The organism is Streptomyces sp. NPDC056987 (assembly GCF_042673865.1).
Classification (GTDB): Bacteria; Actinomycetota; Actinomycetes; order Streptomycetales; family Streptomycetaceae; genus Streptomyces.
This window is the reverse complement of the sequence record NZ_JBHURV010000010.1, coordinates 77236-93805: the sequence shown is the minus strand read 5'-3', so window position 1 is coordinate 93805 and position 16570 is coordinate 77236. Positions and strand designations below refer to the sequence as shown.

Annotated in this window: 11 protein-coding genes and 1 pseudogene; 3 read left to right on the top strand and 9 right to left on the bottom strand. The window is 71.8% G+C overall.

Translation table 11 applies throughout. The annotated features are described in order from the left end of the window. Positions 1-124: 124 nt before the first annotated feature. The 7 genes and pseudogenes from ACFTZC_RS14215 to ACFTZC_RS14185 form a co-directional block, all read right to left on the bottom strand. Positions 125-3081 (bottom strand): annotated as a pseudogene (locus tag ACFTZC_RS14215) (M14 family zinc carboxypeptidase). 188 nt (positions 3082-3269) lie between these two features. Further along, positions 3270-4259 carry a DNA-binding protein WhiA gene (whiA, locus tag ACFTZC_RS14210; RefSeq protein WP_365630621.1) on the bottom strand — a complete coding sequence of 330 codons (990 nt, stop codon included), beginning with the start codon at positions 4257-4259 and terminating at the stop codon, positions 3270-3272. Continuing rightward, entirely contained in the window at positions 4250-5284 is a 1035-nt protein-coding gene (yvcK, locus tag ACFTZC_RS14205; protein ID WP_382889306.1) for a uridine diphosphate-N-acetylglucosamine-binding protein YvcK, read from the bottom strand. Before yvcK ends, whiA begins: the two co-directional genes overlap by 10 nt. Next, positions 5281-6219, bottom strand: coding sequence for an RNase adapter RapZ (gene rapZ / locus ACFTZC_RS14200; protein ID WP_382889304.1), 939 nt, complete (start codon positions 6217-6219; stop codon positions 5281-5283). The genes yvcK and rapZ overlap by 4 nt, the downstream gene beginning before the upstream one ends. Next, positions 6212-8296 (bottom strand): excinuclease ABC subunit UvrC, encoded by a 2085-nt coding sequence (gene uvrC, locus ACFTZC_RS14195; protein ID WP_382889302.1) that lies wholly within the window; start codon positions 8294-8296, stop codon positions 6212-6214. The genes rapZ and uvrC overlap by 8 nt, the downstream gene beginning before the upstream one ends. A 74-nt stretch (positions 8297-8370) precedes the next feature. Beyond that, positions 8371-8799, bottom strand: a complete 429-nt coding sequence (locus ACFTZC_RS14190; protein ID WP_382889300.1) for a Rieske (2Fe-2S) protein — start codon at positions 8797-8799, stop codon at positions 8371-8373. Positions 8800-8895: 96 nt separating this feature from the next. After that, positions 8896-9390 carry a MarR family winged helix-turn-helix transcriptional regulator gene (locus tag ACFTZC_RS14185; protein ID WP_382889298.1) on the bottom strand — a complete coding sequence of 165 codons (495 nt, stop codon included), beginning with the start codon at positions 9388-9390 and terminating at the stop codon, positions 8896-8898. Positions 9391-9541: 151 nt separating this feature from the next. Between ACFTZC_RS14185 and ACFTZC_RS14180 the strand changes: the two genes are divergently transcribed. Then, a complete protein-coding gene (locus ACFTZC_RS14180; protein ID WP_382889296.1) occupies positions 9542-10759 on the top strand; it encodes a cytochrome P450 in 1218 nt (405 codons plus the stop codon). A gap of 67 nt (positions 10760-10826) precedes the next feature. Here the strand turns inward: ACFTZC_RS14180 and ACFTZC_RS14175 are convergent, their stop codons facing one another. After that, positions 10827-11702, bottom strand: coding sequence for an alpha/beta fold hydrolase (locus ACFTZC_RS14175; RefSeq protein WP_382889294.1), 876 nt, complete (start codon positions 11700-11702; stop codon positions 10827-10829). A 73-nt stretch (positions 11703-11775) separates the two neighbouring features. Continuing rightward, the gene (uvrA, locus tag ACFTZC_RS14170; RefSeq protein ID WP_382889291.1) at positions 11776-14796 is read right to left on the bottom strand and encodes an excinuclease ABC subunit UvrA; all 3021 of its coding nucleotides are present in this window, start codon (positions 14794-14796) and stop codon (positions 11776-11778) included. A gap of 229 nt (positions 14797-15025) precedes the next feature. On the opposite strand from uvrA, the gene ACFTZC_RS14165 reads away from it, so the two are divergent. Next, complete coding sequence (locus ACFTZC_RS14165; RefSeq protein WP_382889289.1) at positions 15026-15712, top strand: maleylpyruvate isomerase family mycothiol-dependent enzyme; 687 nt, start codon at positions 15026-15028, stop codon at positions 15710-15712. Positions 15713-15774: 62 nt separating this feature from the next. After that, positions 15775-16428, top strand: coding sequence for an MBL fold metallo-hydrolase (locus ACFTZC_RS14160; RefSeq protein ID WP_382889288.1), 654 nt, complete (start codon positions 15775-15777; stop codon positions 16426-16428). The last annotated feature ends 142 nt before the right edge of the window (positions 16429-16570 follow it).

Here is a 16570-nt window from a genome sequence, read left to right as displayed (position 1 = left end):
GTGACATCGAGTGTCCCCGGAAACCGGCGGCGCTCCGTACCAGGCGCGCGCCTGGCCCCGTACCCGTGCCGGCGCGCGGTTGCCGGCACGGGTACGGGCGCGCGCCCGGCGCGCGCTGACGGAATCAGCGCCGGAGCGAGCGCAGCGCCTTGTCCAGGAGCGCGGCGCGCTCCCCCGCGTCGGTCAGGTGCTCCAGACCGAATCCGAAGAGCACGGTGTCACGCGTGGTGACCGAGGCGTACGAGGCGAAGAGCGTCCGGGAGCGCGCCCAGTCTCCCGCGACCGCCGGGGAGCCGCCCGGCGGTCCCGGCACGCTCCAGGCGCCCAGCGAGGTCTCGAAGCCCTCGGTCTCCCGCTCCGCGCCGCCCACGACCAGGCGCGCGTCGTCCGCGAAGAGGCCGCGCCCGCCGCTGCCGGGGTCGGTGACGTAGCTCAGCGACAGCTCGGCCTTGGTGCCCGCGTACGCGCTCAGGTCGAAGGAGACCTGCTGCCAGCCGTCGGAGGCACCGGTGAGGCTGTTCCAGGCGCCGCTGGTGCCGGTGGCGGTGCAGCCGTCGGCGCCGAGGGTCAGGTAGTGGCCGAGGAACGGGTGGCCCTGGAGGAAGAAGCCCGCCTCGCACTCGGCGGGTACGGCGGTGCTGCTCGCGCCGCCGGCCTCGGGCAGGGTGGTCCAGTCCTCGCCGCCGCTGGTGCGGGCCTCCAGGAGGGCGTGGTCGTACCCCTCCTCCGTGTTCCAGTTGAGCGCGAGGCGCAGCTCGGGCCGGTCGGCCGCGCCGACCCCGGTCAGGTCGACGGTGCGGGTGAGGCGGCGCCAGGCGTTGTCCTGGTGGGCGGTGGCGGCCATCCACTGGCCGGCGTAGGGCGCGTACGGGTTGCTCACGCCCGCGTACGAGCCCGCCTGGGCGCTGGTGAACTGCGGATACGCCGCCGGGTCCAGCGTGTCGGAGGTGACGGTGTACGCGCCCACCGGGTTCAGCGGGGTGCCGGGCAGGGCGGTCAGGGCGCCGCCCGCGCCGGTGAGCGTCCCGGCGCCGGTGAAGCCGGTGGCGCCGGGGGTGGCGGTGCGGCCGTACGCGCCGAAGTAGTACTGGCTGATGTCGTTGGTGGCGGCGCGGCCGATCTGGGTGCTGCCGCCGGCGAGCCGGCCGGCCTCGATCAGCTTGCCGCCCTCGTTGAGGAAGGCGCGCAGCGCGAGCTGGGTGGCGCCGCCGGGGGCCGTGGCGCCGGTGTAGTGGACCGCGGCGGAGAAGTGGCCGAGGACGCCGAGCGGGTGCGGGGCGCCCTGGGTGGCGACGTCCCAGACGGCGGCGGTCCGGCCGGTGGCGCGCAGCGCGTCGACGTAGGCGCCGGTCCGCTGGGCGGGGGCGCCCTCCTCGGCGATCACGAGGGTGTCGGCGCGGGGGCGTTCGGCCACGGTGTAGCTGAAGTGTTCGCTGGCGGTGGGCTTTCCGCTCGCCGTGCGCGCGGTGAACCAGACCTCGACCTTGTCACCCGTACGAGCGAGGCCGGTTGTTCCGCGGTACTCGTCGAAGTGGAGGTTGTCCTCGCCGCCGTAGGTCTCGCCGCCCTTCCAGGCGTGGAGTTTCCCGGTCTGGACGCGGCCGCCGTTGACGCGGTACTTCAGCTCCTTGTTCCGGAGCGCCTTGCGGGCGGTGACGGAGACCTCCTGGCCCGTGCCGCGGGCGTACGAGGTGGTGAAGGGGTCGGTGGTGAAGTCGGGCGCGGTCAGGCCGACCGCGGAGGACGGCTGGTCGGGGTGGGCGGCGGTCTCGGCGACGGAGAGCGCGAAGGGGATGTTCTTGGCGAACTCGCCCTGGATCAGCTTCTCGTCGTCGGGGAAGTTGAAGCCGGAGCGGCAGTCCCTGGCCTCCCAGGCGTCGTCCGGGTCGAGCCCGGACGCGGTCTGACAGGTCGTCATCTCCGGGGTGAACATCATCGTGCCGTTGACGTTCGCGGCGTGCCCGTCGGCCTCGCCGTTGGTGGTGTACAGCTCGGAGGAGACCTGCGGGTAGTAGCCGGGGACCGCCGGGTTCTCCGGGGTGCCCGCGAGTGCCTTGTAGAGCACGTCGTCGGGGGTCGGGGTGGCGACCTGCCAGCCGACGCCGTAGAGGAGCAGTTCGGCGGCGGAGTGGTAGTTGATGCCGTAGTCGAAGCCGATGCGCTTCTGGAACCGGTCGATGGCCTGTGTCTCCGGCTCGGAGCCGGGGCCGCCGCCGCGGTAGGTCTCACTGGCGGGCCGCGGTGACGAACCCTCGTCGTCGTAGCCCCACTTGTAGGCGAAGTTCCGGTTGAGGTCGACGCCGTCCCCGGAGGTGATCTGCCCGTCCCCGTTGACGTCACGGAGGTTCTTGCGCCACAGCCGGTTGCTGTCGGAACTGTGGGTGAAGTCGTAGCCGTCGGGGTTGGCGGACAGGACGAACCACAGCTCGGTGGAGTCGACGATCTTCGTGATCCGCCGGTCCTTGCCGTAGTTGTCGATGTAGTGGTGCATCAGCCGGCGGGTCATCTCGGGAGTGATCCACTCCCGGGCGTGCTGGTTGGACATGTACAGCACGGACGGCTTGGCGCCGTCCTTGGTGGTCCGCGCGCCCTTGCTGAGCTTGAGGGCGAGGATGTCCTGGCCGCGCAGGGTCTTGCCGAGGGAGACGACCTTCGCTATCCGGGGGTTGGCCTGCCCGGTGGTGACGATCTCCTCCTGGAGGTTGCCCGGACCGCTGTACGGGCGGAAGACCCCGTCCCCGGCGGCCCGCAGCCGTCCGGTGGTCCCGGCGGACACCGTGCGTTCGGTGAGGGTGACGCCCTGCCGCTCCAGGTCGCGCGCCTGGGCGTCGGTGAGGAAGACCTCGACCTTCGCCGTGCCCTTCTCGGGGGCCCGTTCGCTCAGTTCGTGCGCGTCCTGGCCGGCCGCGAGGAGCAGGGCTCCTCGGTGACCTCGGCGTCGAAGACCTTCACCGCGTCGGCGGCGGTCCCCTCCCCGGCCGTCGCGCCGGGCGCCGGCTGTGCCTGGGCGGTGGTGGCCGCCGTCATTCCGCCCAGCAGCAGCGCGCCCGCCACCAGGATCGATCCCGCTCTTCGTCTCATGTGCCCCTCTTGCCGTCGACGTCGACTGCCGTGTCCATGAACAGACGTCAGGCTGACCAGGCTTCATGATCATGTCAAGAGTGCCCCAAGGGGCCGCAAAATACCTGCTGCCGGCACCTTTCGGTACCGGCAGCGGTGGTGCGCGGGGGCAGGCCCGGGTGGTGCACCAGGGCACGGGCGAGGCCCGGCTACCCGACGAGGCCGTCGGCCAGCTCCTCGCTCAGGTTGGACTCCGTACCCGGGATCCCGAGGTCCTGCGCCCGCTTGTCGGCCATCGCCAGCAGCCGCCGGATCCGGCCGGCCACCGCGTCCTTCGTCAGCGGCGGGTCGGCGAGCGCGCCCAGCTCCTCCAGGGACGCCTGCTTGTGCTCCATACGGAGCCGGCCCGCGGCGGCCAGATGCTCGGGCACCTCCTCGCCCAGGATCTCCAGCGCGCGCTGCACCCGGGCCCCCGCGGCCACCGCCGCGCGGGCGGAGCGGCGCAGGTTCGCGTCGTCGAAGTTGGCGAGCCGGTTGGCCGTGGCCCGGACCTCGCGGCGCATCCGCCGCTCCTCCCAGGCCAGCACCGACTCGTGCGCGCCGAGCCGGGTGAGCAGCGCGCCGATGGCGTCACCGTCCCGTACGACCACCCGGTCCACCCCGCGCACCTCGCGCGCCTTGGCGGCGATCTGGAGCCTGCGGGCCGCGCCGACCAGCGCGAGCGCGGCCTCCGGGCCCGGGCAGGTCACCTCCAGCGAGGAGGAGCGGCCGGGTTCCGTGAGCGAGCCGTGCGACAGGAACGCGCCGCGCCAGGCGGCCTCCGCGTCACAGGTGGCCCCCGAGACCACCTGGGGCGGCAGCCCCCTGATCGGGCGTCCCCGCCCGTCGACCAGACCGGTCTGCCGGGCGAGCTGGTCACCCCCCGTAATCACCCGTACGACGTAACGGCTGCCGCGGCGCAGTCCGCCGGGTGCCATCACCACGAGCTCGGAGTTGTGTCCGAAGATCTCCAGGATGTCCTTGCGGAGCCGGCGCGCGGCGATGCTGGTGTCCAGCTCCGCCTCGATCACGATGCGCCCGCTCACCAGGTGCAGCCCGCCGGCGAACCGAAGGATCGCCGAGACCTCCGCCTTCCTGCAGCACGTCCGGGTGACGGGGAGGCGGGCGATCTCGTCCTTCACCGCTGGCGTCATCGCCATGGGCCGATCCTTCCATGCATCCGAAAAATACGGTCGTACGCGGCTGCCAGCAGCTCCGGGTCGTGCTTGGGGGAACTGCCGGTCGCTGCCACCGGCGCCAGCTCGACGGCGGCACCGAACCGCCGGGCGGCATCGGAGAGCGATTCGCTGTCGGGCACGGCGGCCTCGTCGGCCAGCACCACGTCCAAGGCGAGTTTAGGGGCGTGTCGCCCCAAAACCTCCAAATGACGCTGCGGTGAGAAGCCATCGGTTTCGCCGGGTTGCGGTACGAGGTTCAGCGAGAGGACCCGGCGGGCCTTCGTCTCGACGAGCGCGTCGAGCAGTTCGGGCACCAGCAGATGCGGGATCACCGAGGAGAACCAGGAGCCGGGGCCGAGCACCACCCAGTCGGCGTCCAGGACCGCGGCGACCGCCTCGGGGACCGCCGGCGGGTCGTTCGGCACCAGGTGGACGGACTGCACCTCACCGGGGGTGAGCGCGACGGTCGCCTGGCCGCGCACCGTGTCGACCTCGTCCGGGCGCGCCGGGTCGTGGCCCCGTACCAGCGCCTGGAGCTCCAGGGGGACGGCCGACATGGGCAGCACCCGGCCGTGCGCGCCGAGGAGCTTGCCGACCAGGTCCAGCGCCTGGACATGGTCGCCCAGCTGCTCCCAGAGCGCGACGATCAGCAGATTGCCGACCGCGTGCTCGTGCAGGTCGCCCTGGGACTGGAAGCGGTGCTGGATCACCCTGGCCCAAGTCTGGCCCCAGTCGTCGTCGCCGCAGAGCGCGGCGAGGGCCTTGCGCAGGTCGCCGGGGGGCAGCACCCCCAGCTCCTCGCGGAGCCGGCCGCTGGAACCGCCGTCGTCGGCCACCGTGACGACCGCTGTGAGGTCGCCGGTGATCCGGCGGAGCGCGGCGAGGGACGCGGAGAGCCCCATGCCGCCGCCGAGCGCGACGACCTTGGGCTGGGCGGCCGCTCCGCGCCCCGACAGCGCGGGGATGCCCCGGCGCAGCCGGCGCATCCGGAAGGTGCGTCCGGTCACTCGCGCCCCATGTCCCGGTGGACGACGACGGTCTCCATGCCCTCGGAGACGAGACGGGCACCGAGCTTCTCGGACATGGCTACGGAGCGGTGCTTGCCGCCCGTACAGCCGACGGCGACGGTCACGTACCGCTTGCCCTCGCGCCGGTATCCGGCGGCGATGAGCTGCAGCAGCTCGGTGTAGCGGTCGAGGAACTCCTTGGCGCCCGGCTGGTTGAAGACGTACGCGGAGACCTCGTCGTTGAGCCCGGTGAAGGGGCGCAGCTCGGGGACCCAGTGCGGATTGGGCAGGAAGCGGCAGTCCACCACCAGGTCGGCGTCGACGGGCAGGCCGTACTTGTAGCCGAACGACATGACCGTGGCCCGCAGCTCCGGCTTCTCGTCGCCGGCGAACTGGGCGTCCATCTTGGCGCGCAGCTCGTGGACGTTGAGGCTGGAGGTGTCGATCACCAGGTCGGCGTCGCCGCGCAGCTCCCTGAGCAGATCGCGCTCCGCCTCGATGCCGTCGACGATCCGGCCGTCGCCCTGGAGGGGGTGCGGGCGGCGTACGGACTCGAAGCGGCGGACCAGCGCCTCGTCGGAGGACTCCAGGAAGACGATGCGCCGGGTGACCTGCTTCGCGTCGAGGTCCGCCAGCGACTCGCGGAGGTTGTCGAAGAAGCGCCGGCCGCGGACGTCCACGACGACGGCGATCCGTGCCACGTTGCCCTGCGAGCGGGCGCCCAGCTCCACCATGGTGGGGATCAGCGCGGGCGGCAGGTTGTCCACGACGAACCAGCCGAGGTCCTCCAGGCACTTGGCCGCGGTGCTGCGGCCCGCGCCGGACATGCCGGAGATGATCACCAGCTCGGGGATGGCCGCCTCGCCGGCCTCGCCGTTCTCCTTCGTGGTGCCCGTACTCACGTGCCCTGCTCCGTCCCGGTCGTGCTCAGTCATGCGCCGTTCCCCCGTTGTCTTCCATGATCTCTCCTGTCGCCGTGTTCACGGCGGGTGCCGCCGGGGCCGCCGCGGCCAGGGCCACGGCGACGGACTCGGCCGTCTTGCGGCCCACGCCCGGCACCTCGCAGATCTGGTCGATTGTCGCCTGCCGGAGCCGCTTCACCGAGCCGAAATGCTTGATGAGCGCCTGTTTGCGGGACTCACCGAGGCCCGCGACGTCGTCCAGCGGGCTCGTCCTGACCCGTTTGGCCCGCTTCGCCCGCTGATAGGTGATGGCGAAGCGGTGCGCCTCGTCCCGTACCCGCTGGAGGAGGTAGAGGCCTTCGCTGGAGCGGGGCAGCACCACGGGGTCGCTCTCGTCGGGCAGCCAGACCTCTTCGAGGCGCTTGGCGAGACCGCAGACGGCGACGTCGTCGATGCCCAGCTCGTCCAGGGCCCGCTTGGCCGCCGCGACCTGGGGCTGTCCGCCGTCGACGACGAGCAGCTGGGGCGGGTAGGCGAAGCGCTTGGGCCTGCCGTCGTCCTCGGTGAAGGGCTCGGACTGCTGCTCGGGCTGCTGGTCGGACCGCGGCTGGGTCTGCTGTCCGGGCAGTGCGGCCCCTGCCTGCTGCTCGGTCTGCTGCTCGGCCTGCTGTTCCGCCTGTTCCGACCACTCCCCGGTCTTCTCCTTCTCCAGGAGGTAGCGGCGGAAGCGGCGGCTGATCACCTCGTGCATCGACCGGACGTCGTCCTGGCCGGCGAAGGTCTTGATCTGGAAGCGGCGGTACTCGCTCTTGCGCGCGAGGCCGTCCTCGAAGACCACCATCGAGGCCACGACGTCGTCGCCCTGGAAGTGCGAGATGTCGTAGCACTCGATGCGCAGCGGCGCGCTGTCCAGGCCGAGCGCCTCGGAGATCTCCTCCAGGGCGCGGGAGCGGGTGGTGAGGTCGCTGGCGCGCTTGGTCTTGTGCAGGACGAGGGACTGCTGGGCGTTCCGCCCGACGGTCGCCATCAGGTCCTTCTTGTCGCCGCGCTGCGGGATCCGCAGGGAGACCTGGGCGCCGCGCCGCTCGCTCAGCCACTCGGTGAGGGCCTCGGTCTCGGCGGGGTCCGTGGGCAGCGCGGGGACCAGCACCTCCTTGGGGACCGCGTCGCCGCGCTCCTCCCCGTAGAGCTGCTGGAGGGCGTGCTCGACGAGGCCGGCCGTGCTGACGGCCTCCACCTTGTCGGTGACCCAGCCCCGCTGGCCGCGGACCCGGCCGCCGCGTACGTGGAAGATCTGGACGGCGGCCTCCAGCTCGTCCTCGGCGACCGCGATGAGATCGGCGTCGGTGGCGTCGGCGAGCACCACCGCGTTCTTCTCCATCGCGCGGCGCAGCGCGCCTATGTCGTCACGCAGCCGGGCGGCCTTCTCGTACTCCATCTCCTCGGCCGCCTCCGTCATCCGCCGCTCCAGACGGCGGATGTACGTGCCGGTGCGGCCGGCCATGAAGTCGCAGAACTCCTCTGCCAGTTCGCGGTGCTCCTGCGGGGTGACGCGGCCGACGCAGGGCGCCGAGCACTTGCCGATGTAGCCGAGGAGGCAGGGCCGGCCGGTGCGGGCCGCGTTCTTGAACACCCCGGCGGAGCAGGTCCGTACGGGAAAGACACGGAGCATCAGGTCGACCGTCTCGCGGATGGCCCAGGCGTGTCCGTACGGTCCGAAGTAGCGCACACCCTTCTTCTTGGCGCCGCGCATCACCTGGACGCGCGGGAACTCCTCGTTGAGCGTGACCGCGAGCGACGGATAGCTCTTGTCGTCGCGGTACTTGACGTTGAAGCGGGGGTCGAACTCCTTGATCCAGGAGTATTCGAGCTGCAGCGCCTCAACCTCGGTGGAGACGACGGTCCACTCGACGGAGGCGGCGGTGGTGACCATCGTGCGGGTACGCGGATGCAGACCCGCCAGGTCCTGGAAGTAGCTGGCGAGCCGCTGCCGGAGGCTCTTCGCCTTCCCGACGTAGATCACCCGGCGGTGATCGTCGCGGAATTTGTAGACCCCCGGCGAGTCGGGGATCTGTCCCGGCTTGGGGCGGTAGCTGGAGGGGTCGGCCATGCACTCCACCCTACTGTCGGGGACCGACAGCAGGACCTCCGCGCGGCCTCGGACCGGGGGTGCCCGACCGGCTCTCAGGCCTCGGGGCCCGCGACGAGCTTTCCGTCCCGCTCCGTGACGGGCACCTCGGGCAGCGGGGCGGTGGCCGGGCCGTGCAACACCTGCCCCGTCGTGACGTCGAACTTGCTGCCGTGGCACGGGCAGTCGCCCACCGTGCCCTCCAGCTCCCCGAGCAGACAGCCCGCGTGGGTGCACTGCGCGCTGAACGCCTTGTACCGGCCCTTCGCCGGGCAGCTCACCACGACGCGCTGCTTCTTGTAGAGCCTGGCGCCGCCGACGGGGACGTCGGAGGCCGCGCCCAGCTCGACGGGGGTGGTGGGCGTGGGCGTCTCCGCATGGCCGAGCTTCGACTCGGTGGAGCAGGCCGCCACCCCCAGCCCGGCGGCACCGGCGAGCGCGGCGCCCTTCAGCACGGTACGGCGGGGGGCGGACGAGCCGGCCATGGTGTCTCCACTGTTCTGGGGGTCCGAACGGGTGCCCTCGGCACGGAGGGGTGTCGGTGACATACGTGACGATACCGGGGCCGTTCCGGCGGCCGTTCAGCGGCCGCCGACGAGCGGATCGCCCGGCCGGCGGGCGCCCGAGATCCGGCGCAGCACCTCGATCGCGTAACCGATCCGGTCGGCGGGCACCCCTTCGAGACTCTCGGCGAGCAGCGCCTGGGCCGCCCGGTCGAGCCGCGCGAGGGTGTCGAGCCCCTTGCCGGTGGGCGCCACCCGCTGGGCCCTCCGGTCCGCCGCCTCCGCCACCCGCACGAGGAGACCCTGCCGCTCCAACTCCCTGACCTGCCGGGTGACATGCGGAGCGCGGACGCCGAGCCGCTCCGCGATCCGGCCGATGCGCAGCGGCTCCCCCTCGTGCGCCAGGACGCGCAGCAGCGCGACGCCCGCCCGGTCGACGGGCGCCCCGGCCATGCTCACGAGCAGTTCGTGGGAGCGGGGCCGGGTGATGTCGTACGCGAGGGCACTCAGCAGAACCTGCAGCTCGGCGATGCCGCCGGGAGCATCGCGCTCGTGGGCAGGGGGACCGTCCATCCGCCCCATCATGCCGGTTCCGGATGGCCGAAGAAGCACTTGCCCCATACACACATCCGGAGTAGAAAATACTTTGGGTAACTAACATCCAGGCTCGCACCGCCCCGCACCGCCCCCCGCACCGCCCCCGCTCTGCCCCGGAGGACGTGTCATGACCGAGACGGCCATTCCCGCTTTTCCCCTCAGCCGCGCGGCCGGCTGCCCCTTCGACCCGCCGCCGCGGTACGCGGCGCTGCGCAAGGAAGCGCCTGTCTCCCCGATCCGGCTGTGGAACGGCGCCGTGGCCTGGCTCCTCACCCGTTACGAGGACCAGCGCGCCGTGCTCGCCGACCCGCGGTTCAGCGCGGACGTCACCCGTCCGGGGCACCCGGTCCAGAGCGCGGGCGTCCACGCCCGGCGCGACCCCGACCATCTGCCCTTCCTCGTCCAGGACGACCCCGAGCACCACCACACGCGGCGCATGTTCACCTCCCACTTCACGGTCAAACGCATCGCCGCCCTGAGGCCCCGTATCCAGGAGGTCATCGACCAGCTGCTGGACGCCATGGAGGCGGCGGGCCCGCCGACCGACCTGGTGAGCGCGTTCGCCCTGCCGATGCCCTCCCTGGTCATCGGCGAACTCCTCGGGGTCCCCCACCGGGATCACGCCCTCTTCCAGCGCGCCGCGCGCACCCTGGTCACGCTCGGCAGCACACCGGAGGAGGCGAAGGCGGCCGCCGGGGAACTCGCCGGATATCTCGATGATCTGATCACCGTCAAGGACCGGGATCCGGCCGACGATCTGCTCAGCACCCTGGTCGTGGAGCGGGTGCGCACCGGTGAGCTGGACCGCGCGCAGCTCGTCGAGAACGCGGTCCTGCTGCTGGCGGCCGGGCACGAGACCACCGCGAACATGACCGCCCTGGGCACGCTCGCCCTGCTCCACCACCCGGAACAGCTCGCCGCGGTCCGGGACAGCGAGGACCCGGCCCGGGTGGCCAACGCCGTGGAGGAGCTGCTGCGCTACCTCACCATCACCCACAGCGGGCGCCGCCGGTTGGCCACCGAGGACGTGGAGATCGCGGGCACGCTCATCCGCGCGGGCGAGGGGGTCGTCCTGGCCAACGACGCGGGGAACCGTGACGAGACCGTCTTCCCCGATCCCGACCGGCTCGACATCGACCGCGCCGGGGTACGGCGCCACATCGCGTTCGGCCACGGCACCCACCAGTGCCTGGGCCAGAACCTGGCCCGCGCCGAGTTGCAGCTCGCCTATCCGGCGCTACTGCGGCGCTTCCCCGGTCTGCGCGCCACCGTCCCCGACAGCAAGCTCCGCTTCAAGGAGGACATGCTCGTGTACGGCGTCCACGAACTGCCCGTGACCTGGTGAGGGGGCGTTCGTCCGGGCACCGGGTGACCGGGGACGGGGGCGGGTGTCAGGTGACGGGGGACGGGGCTCAGCCGAGGAACGCGGCGACCGCGGCGCGGAAGCCCTCCGGGTCCTCCGTCCACGGCAGGTGGCCGGCACCGGCCAGGGTGGTCCTGGTCACCCGCGGCAGGGCGCGCTCCAATGAGTCCACCGCCCAGCGGGGCCTGATGTCCCGCTCGCCGTCCACGATCAGTACGGGGACCTCCAGCGCCGCGCACCGTTCGCGCGGCGCCCCGGTGGCGAGGCTCTGCCGCATCTCCGCGACCAGGGCTGTGTTGCACGGGTAGTTGACGCCGAACCAGGGGGTCGCCATGGCCTCGGCGTACTCCCGCGCCCGGTCCGGTGCGGCCTCGAAGTCCACCGACCACTGGAGGACGGCCAGTTCACGGCTCTCCTCCGGGGTGCGGTCCTCGCCCCGGTCGCACAGCTCCTCCCAGCGCCGCCGGTGCGCGCCCAGCTTCCGGTGGAGGGCGTCCTTGTAGTGCGGGTGCCAGGTGGCGTCCTCGTCGATGCCCGTACCCGAGACGTAGATCAGCGCGCTGACCCGGGCGGGGTGGGCCAGGGCGTAGCTCAGGGCGAGGTGCGCGCCCCAGGAGTGGCCGAGCAGCGCCGTGCGCTCCAGGCCGAAGTGGCGCCGTACGGTGTCGAGATCGGCCACCGAGCGGTCGGCGCGGTACGGCCCGGAGCGCTGGGAGCGTCCGCAGCCCCGCTGGTCCCACCGGACGACGGGGCGGCCCCGTGTCTCCTCGCTACCGCCGGTGCCGGCGAGCAGCGCGGCCGGGGCCTCCAGGGTGTCCCAGAGGCCCGGGCCGCCGTGGCAGAGGATCACGGGCTCGCCCGGCCCGTCCGCCGCCCGCGTGGCCCAGAGCCGTACCCCGTCGTCCGTCCGCACCGTCTCGTCCACCCTGCGGATTGTGCCGGATCCGGGCCGGACGGCACGGTCCTACGGGCGAACCGGGGGCCCGGGGCCGCCGGTGTCAGGAGCGGCGCGAACCGGTGGCGGACTTCTTGGCCGGAGCCTTCTTGGCGGCGGCCGTCGTCTTCGCGGTGACCGTCGTCCGCGCGGCGGCCGTCCTGGCCGCCGCCGTCGCCTTCTTGGCCGCCGTCTTCCTCGCCGGGGCCTTCTTCGCCGGGGTCGCCGCGTCGCTGATCCGCTCGGGGTCCAGGATCTCCCGCAGGAACTTGCCGGTGTGGCTGGCCGGGACCCCGGCCACCTGCTCCGGAGTGCCCTCCGCGATGACCAGCCCACCCCCGTTGCCGCCTTCGGGCCCCATGTCGACCACCCAGTCCGCCGTCTTGATGACGTCCAGGTTGTGCTCGATGACGATCACCGAGTTGCCCTTTTCGACCAGTCCCGACAGCACCGCGATCAGCTTGCTGATGTCCTCGAAGTGCAGACCCGTGGTGGGCTCGTCCAGGACGTAGACCGTACGGCCCGTGGAACGCTTCTGCAGCTCGCTCGACAGCTTCACCCGCTGCGCCTCGCCGCCGGAGAGGGTCGGCGCGGACTGACCGAGCCGGACATAGCCGAGGCCCACCTCGTTGAGGGTCCTGAGGTGGCGCGAGATCGTCGGCACGGCCTCGAAGAAGTCCAGCGCCTCCTCGATCGGCATGTTCAGCACTTCGGCGATGGACTTGCCCTTGTAGTGGACCTCCAGCGTCTCCCTGTTGTAGCGGTCGCCGTGGCAGACCTCGCAGGGGACGTAGACGTCCGGCAGGAAGTTCATCTCGATCTTGATCGTGCCGTCGCCCGAGCAGTTCTCGCAGCGGCCGCCCTTGACGTTGAAGGAGAAGCGGCCCGGGAGGTAGCCGCGGACCTTCGCCTCCATCGTCTCGGCGAAGAGCTTGCGGACATGGTCGAAGACACCGGTGTACGTGGCCGGGTTGGAGCGGGGCGTACGGCCGATGGGCGACTGGTCGACATGGACCACCTTGTCGACCAGATCGTCGCCGTCGACCCGGGTGTGGCGCCCCGGCACCGACTTCGCGCCGTTCAGCTCGCGGGCGAGATGCGTGTACAGGATGTCGTTGACCAGCGTCGACTTGCCGGAGCCCGAGACGCCCGTGACCGCCGTGAACACCCCCAGCGGGAAGGACACGTCGATGTCCCGGAGATTGTTCTCCCGGGCGCCGTGCACCGTGAGCCGCCGTCCCGGGTCGACGGGCCGGCGCACGTCGGGGGTCGGGATGGACCGCTTGCCGGAAAGATACTGGCCGGTCATCGACTCCTTGTTGGCCAGCATCCCCTTCAAGGGTCCCGAGTGGACGACCTTGCCGCCGTGCTCACCCGCGCCGGGGCCGATGTCGACCACCCAGTCGGCGACCTTGATCGTGTCCTCGTCGTGCTCGACGACGATCAGGGTGTTGCCCATGTCGCGCAGCCGGACGAGGGTCTCGATCAGCCGGTGGTTGTCCCGCTGGTGCAGTCCGATGGACGGCTCGTCCAGTACGTACAGCACCCCGACCAGACCGGAGCCGATCTGCGTGGCGAGCCGGATGCGCTGGGCCTCACCGCCGGAGAGGGTGCCCGCGGCGCGGTTCAGCGAGAGGTAGTCGAGGCCGACGTCGACCAGGAACCTCAGTCGTTCGTTGACCTCCTTGAGGACCCGCTCGGCGATCTTCTTGTCGCGCGCGTTGAGCGTGAGCCTGGCGAGGAAGTCGGCGCAGTCGCTGATCGAGAGCGCGGAGACCTCGGCGATGGACTTGTCCATGACCGTGACGGCCAGGACGATCGGCTTGAGCCGGGTGCCCTCGCAGGTCGGGCAGGGCACCTCGCGCATGTACCCCTCGAAGCGCTCCCTGCTGGTGTCGCTCTCGGCCTCGGTGTGGCGCCGCTTGACGAAGGAGACCGCCCCTTCGAAGGCGGGGGTGGTGTAGGCGCGCTCGCGGCCGTACCTGTTCCGGTAGCGGACCTCGACCTGCGTCTTGTGGCCGTGGAGCAGAGCCTTCTTGGCGCGCTGCGGCAGCCCCGCCCAAGGGATGTCCGTACGGAACCCGAGGGCCTGGGAGAGGCCGCCGATCATCCGTCCGAAGTACTCCTTGGTGTGGCCGTGCGACCAGGGGTGGATCGCGCCCTCGTCGAGGGACTTCTCCTCGTCGGGGACGATCAGCTCCGGGTCGACCTCCATGCGCGTACCGATGCCGGTGCAGTCGGGGCAGGCTCCGAAGGGCGAGTTGAAGGAGAAGGAGCGCGGCTCCAGCTCCTCGAAGGAGAGGTCGTCGTACGGGCAGTACAGATGCTCGGAGTACATCCGCTCGCGCTCGGGGTCGTCCTCCGGCAGGTCCACGAAGTCGAGCACGACCATGCCGCCGGAGAGCCCGAGCGCGGTCTCGACCGAGTCGGTCAGCCGTCGCTTGGCGCTGTCCTTCACCGTGAGGCGGTCGACGACCACCTCGATGGTGTGCTTCTCCTGCTTCTTGAGCGTGGGCGGCTCGGTGAGCTGGATCGTCCGGCCGTCGACCCTGGCCCTGCTGTACCCCTTGGTCTGGAGGTCCGCGAAGAGGTCCACGAACTCGCCCTTGCGCTCGCGCACGAGCGGCGAGAGGACCTGGAAGCGGCTGCCCTCGGGCAGTTCGAGCACCCGGTCCACGATGGCCTGCGGCGACTGGCGGGAGATCGGCCGGGAGCACTCGGGGCAGTGCGGCTTGCCGATCCGGGCGAAGAGCAGCCGGAGGTAGTCGTAGACCTCGGTGATCGTGCCGACCGTCGAGCGCGGGTTGCGCGAGGTCGACTTCTGGTCGATGGAGACGGCCGGGGAGAGCCCCTCGATGAAGTCGACGTCCGGCTTGTCCATCTGACCGAGGAACTGCCGGGCGTACGAGGAGAGCGACTCGACGTACCGGCGCTGCCCCTCGGCGAAGATCGTGTCGAACGCGAGGGAGGACTTGCCCGATCCCGAGAGCCCGGTGAAGACGATGAGTGAGTCACGGGGCAGGTCGAGCGAGACGTTCTTGAGATTGTGCTCGCGCGCGCCACGGACGATGAGACGGTCGGCCACGCCGGTCCGCACCTTTCTGAAGAGAAGCAAGGGCAGAGCCCCCGTCCCAGAGTACGGGGGACCGCCAGAAGGATGAATTTGCGAGAGACGGAGCACCCGGCGCGGGAGTGCCGGACGGGATTCTCCTCTTGGCCAGGTTGCCTCCGCCGAGCTTATAGCACGCGCATTCGATTTACGGCGGCTCTCCACCGACTTCACCCGATCGGGTGGCGGCGCTATCGTCGGCGCCATGATCGACCACGCGCGTGACCTGGCAGCAGTACGCGAAGCGACCGAGCGACTCCTCAGCGCGGCCGCCGCACTGGACAACGCGGCCGTCGCCGCACCGTCACGGCTCCCGGGGTGGAGCCGTGGCCATGTCCTGGCGCATATCGCCAGGAACGCGGACGCACTGGTCAATGCCCTCGAAGGCCGGCCGATGTACCGGGACGCGGCGACCCGTGACGCGGACATCGAGCGGGACGCCCCGAGGCCGCTCGCCGCGCACCTCGCCGACGTACGCGACTCCGGCGACCGTTTCCTGGAGACCGCCGGGCGGCCCGCCGACTGGGGCCGCGTACTCACCCTGCGCAACGGCGTCACGGACGTGGCGGCCCGGGTGCCGTTCCGGCGGCTGGTCGAGGTCGAGCTGCACCATGTCGACCTGGGGATCGGCCGGGCGCTCGAAGATCTGCCCGAGGAGTTCACCGGACGGGAGATCGACTTCCTGGTGGAGCGGTTCGCCGGCCACGCCGAGGTCCCGCCGCTGGCCCTGACCACCCCCGACGGCCGCCACTGGCGGACGGGGCGCCCGGACGGCACCCCCCGCACCGTCACCGGCCCCGCGCCGGAGCTGATGGGGTGGCTCGCGGGCCGCCGCGAGGGCGCGGCCCTGACCTCCCCGGCCGGCCCCCTGCCCGTACTGCCGCCGCTCTAGACCCTGTCGCACCCCTCGCGTTCCCCGGTCCGCCGCGTGCCGACTCGCCTAGGGTGATCCATATGACATACAGCGGAACCGTGACGGTCGGCGGACCGGCGGACGTCCATGAACTGCCCGCTCTGATGATCTCCAAGGTCGCCGTCGGGCCGATGGAGAACAACGCCTATCTGCTGCGCTGCCGGGCCACCGGCGAACAGCTCCTGATCGACGCGGCCAACGACGCCGCCACCCTGCTGACCCTGATCGGCGACGGGGGCATCGCCTCCGTCGTCACCACCCACCGGCACGGCGACCACTGGCAGGCCCTCGCCGAGGTGGTGGCGGCCACCGGGGCACGGACCTACGCGGGCCGGTACGACGCGGAGGGCATCCCCGTGCCGACCGATGTGCTCGTCGACGACGGGGACACGGTCCGGGTCGGTGACGTCGCACTCACCGCCGTCCACCTCATGGGGCACACACCGGGGTCGATCGCCCTCGTCTACGACGACCCGCACAACCACGCCCATGTCTTCACCGGCGACTGCCTCTTCCCGGGCGGCCCCGGCCGGACCACGGACCCGGCGGACTTCGCGTCGCTGATGGACGGCCTCGAAACGAAGATCTTCGGGAAGCTGGCCGACGAGACCTGGATCTACCCCGGCCACGGCAACGACTCCACCCTCGGCGCGGAGCGCCCGCACCTCGCGGAGTGGCGGGCGCGCGGCTGGTGACCGCGCCCCGCCGAGGCGGCGGGGCGCGCCGTGACAACCCGTAACAGCACGAAGCGGGGCGGGGGGGCGGGGGGCCCCCCCCCCCCCCACCGGTGTGGCGGCCGCCCCCCCGCGCCGCGGCCGCAGCCCGGAAGGATTACAT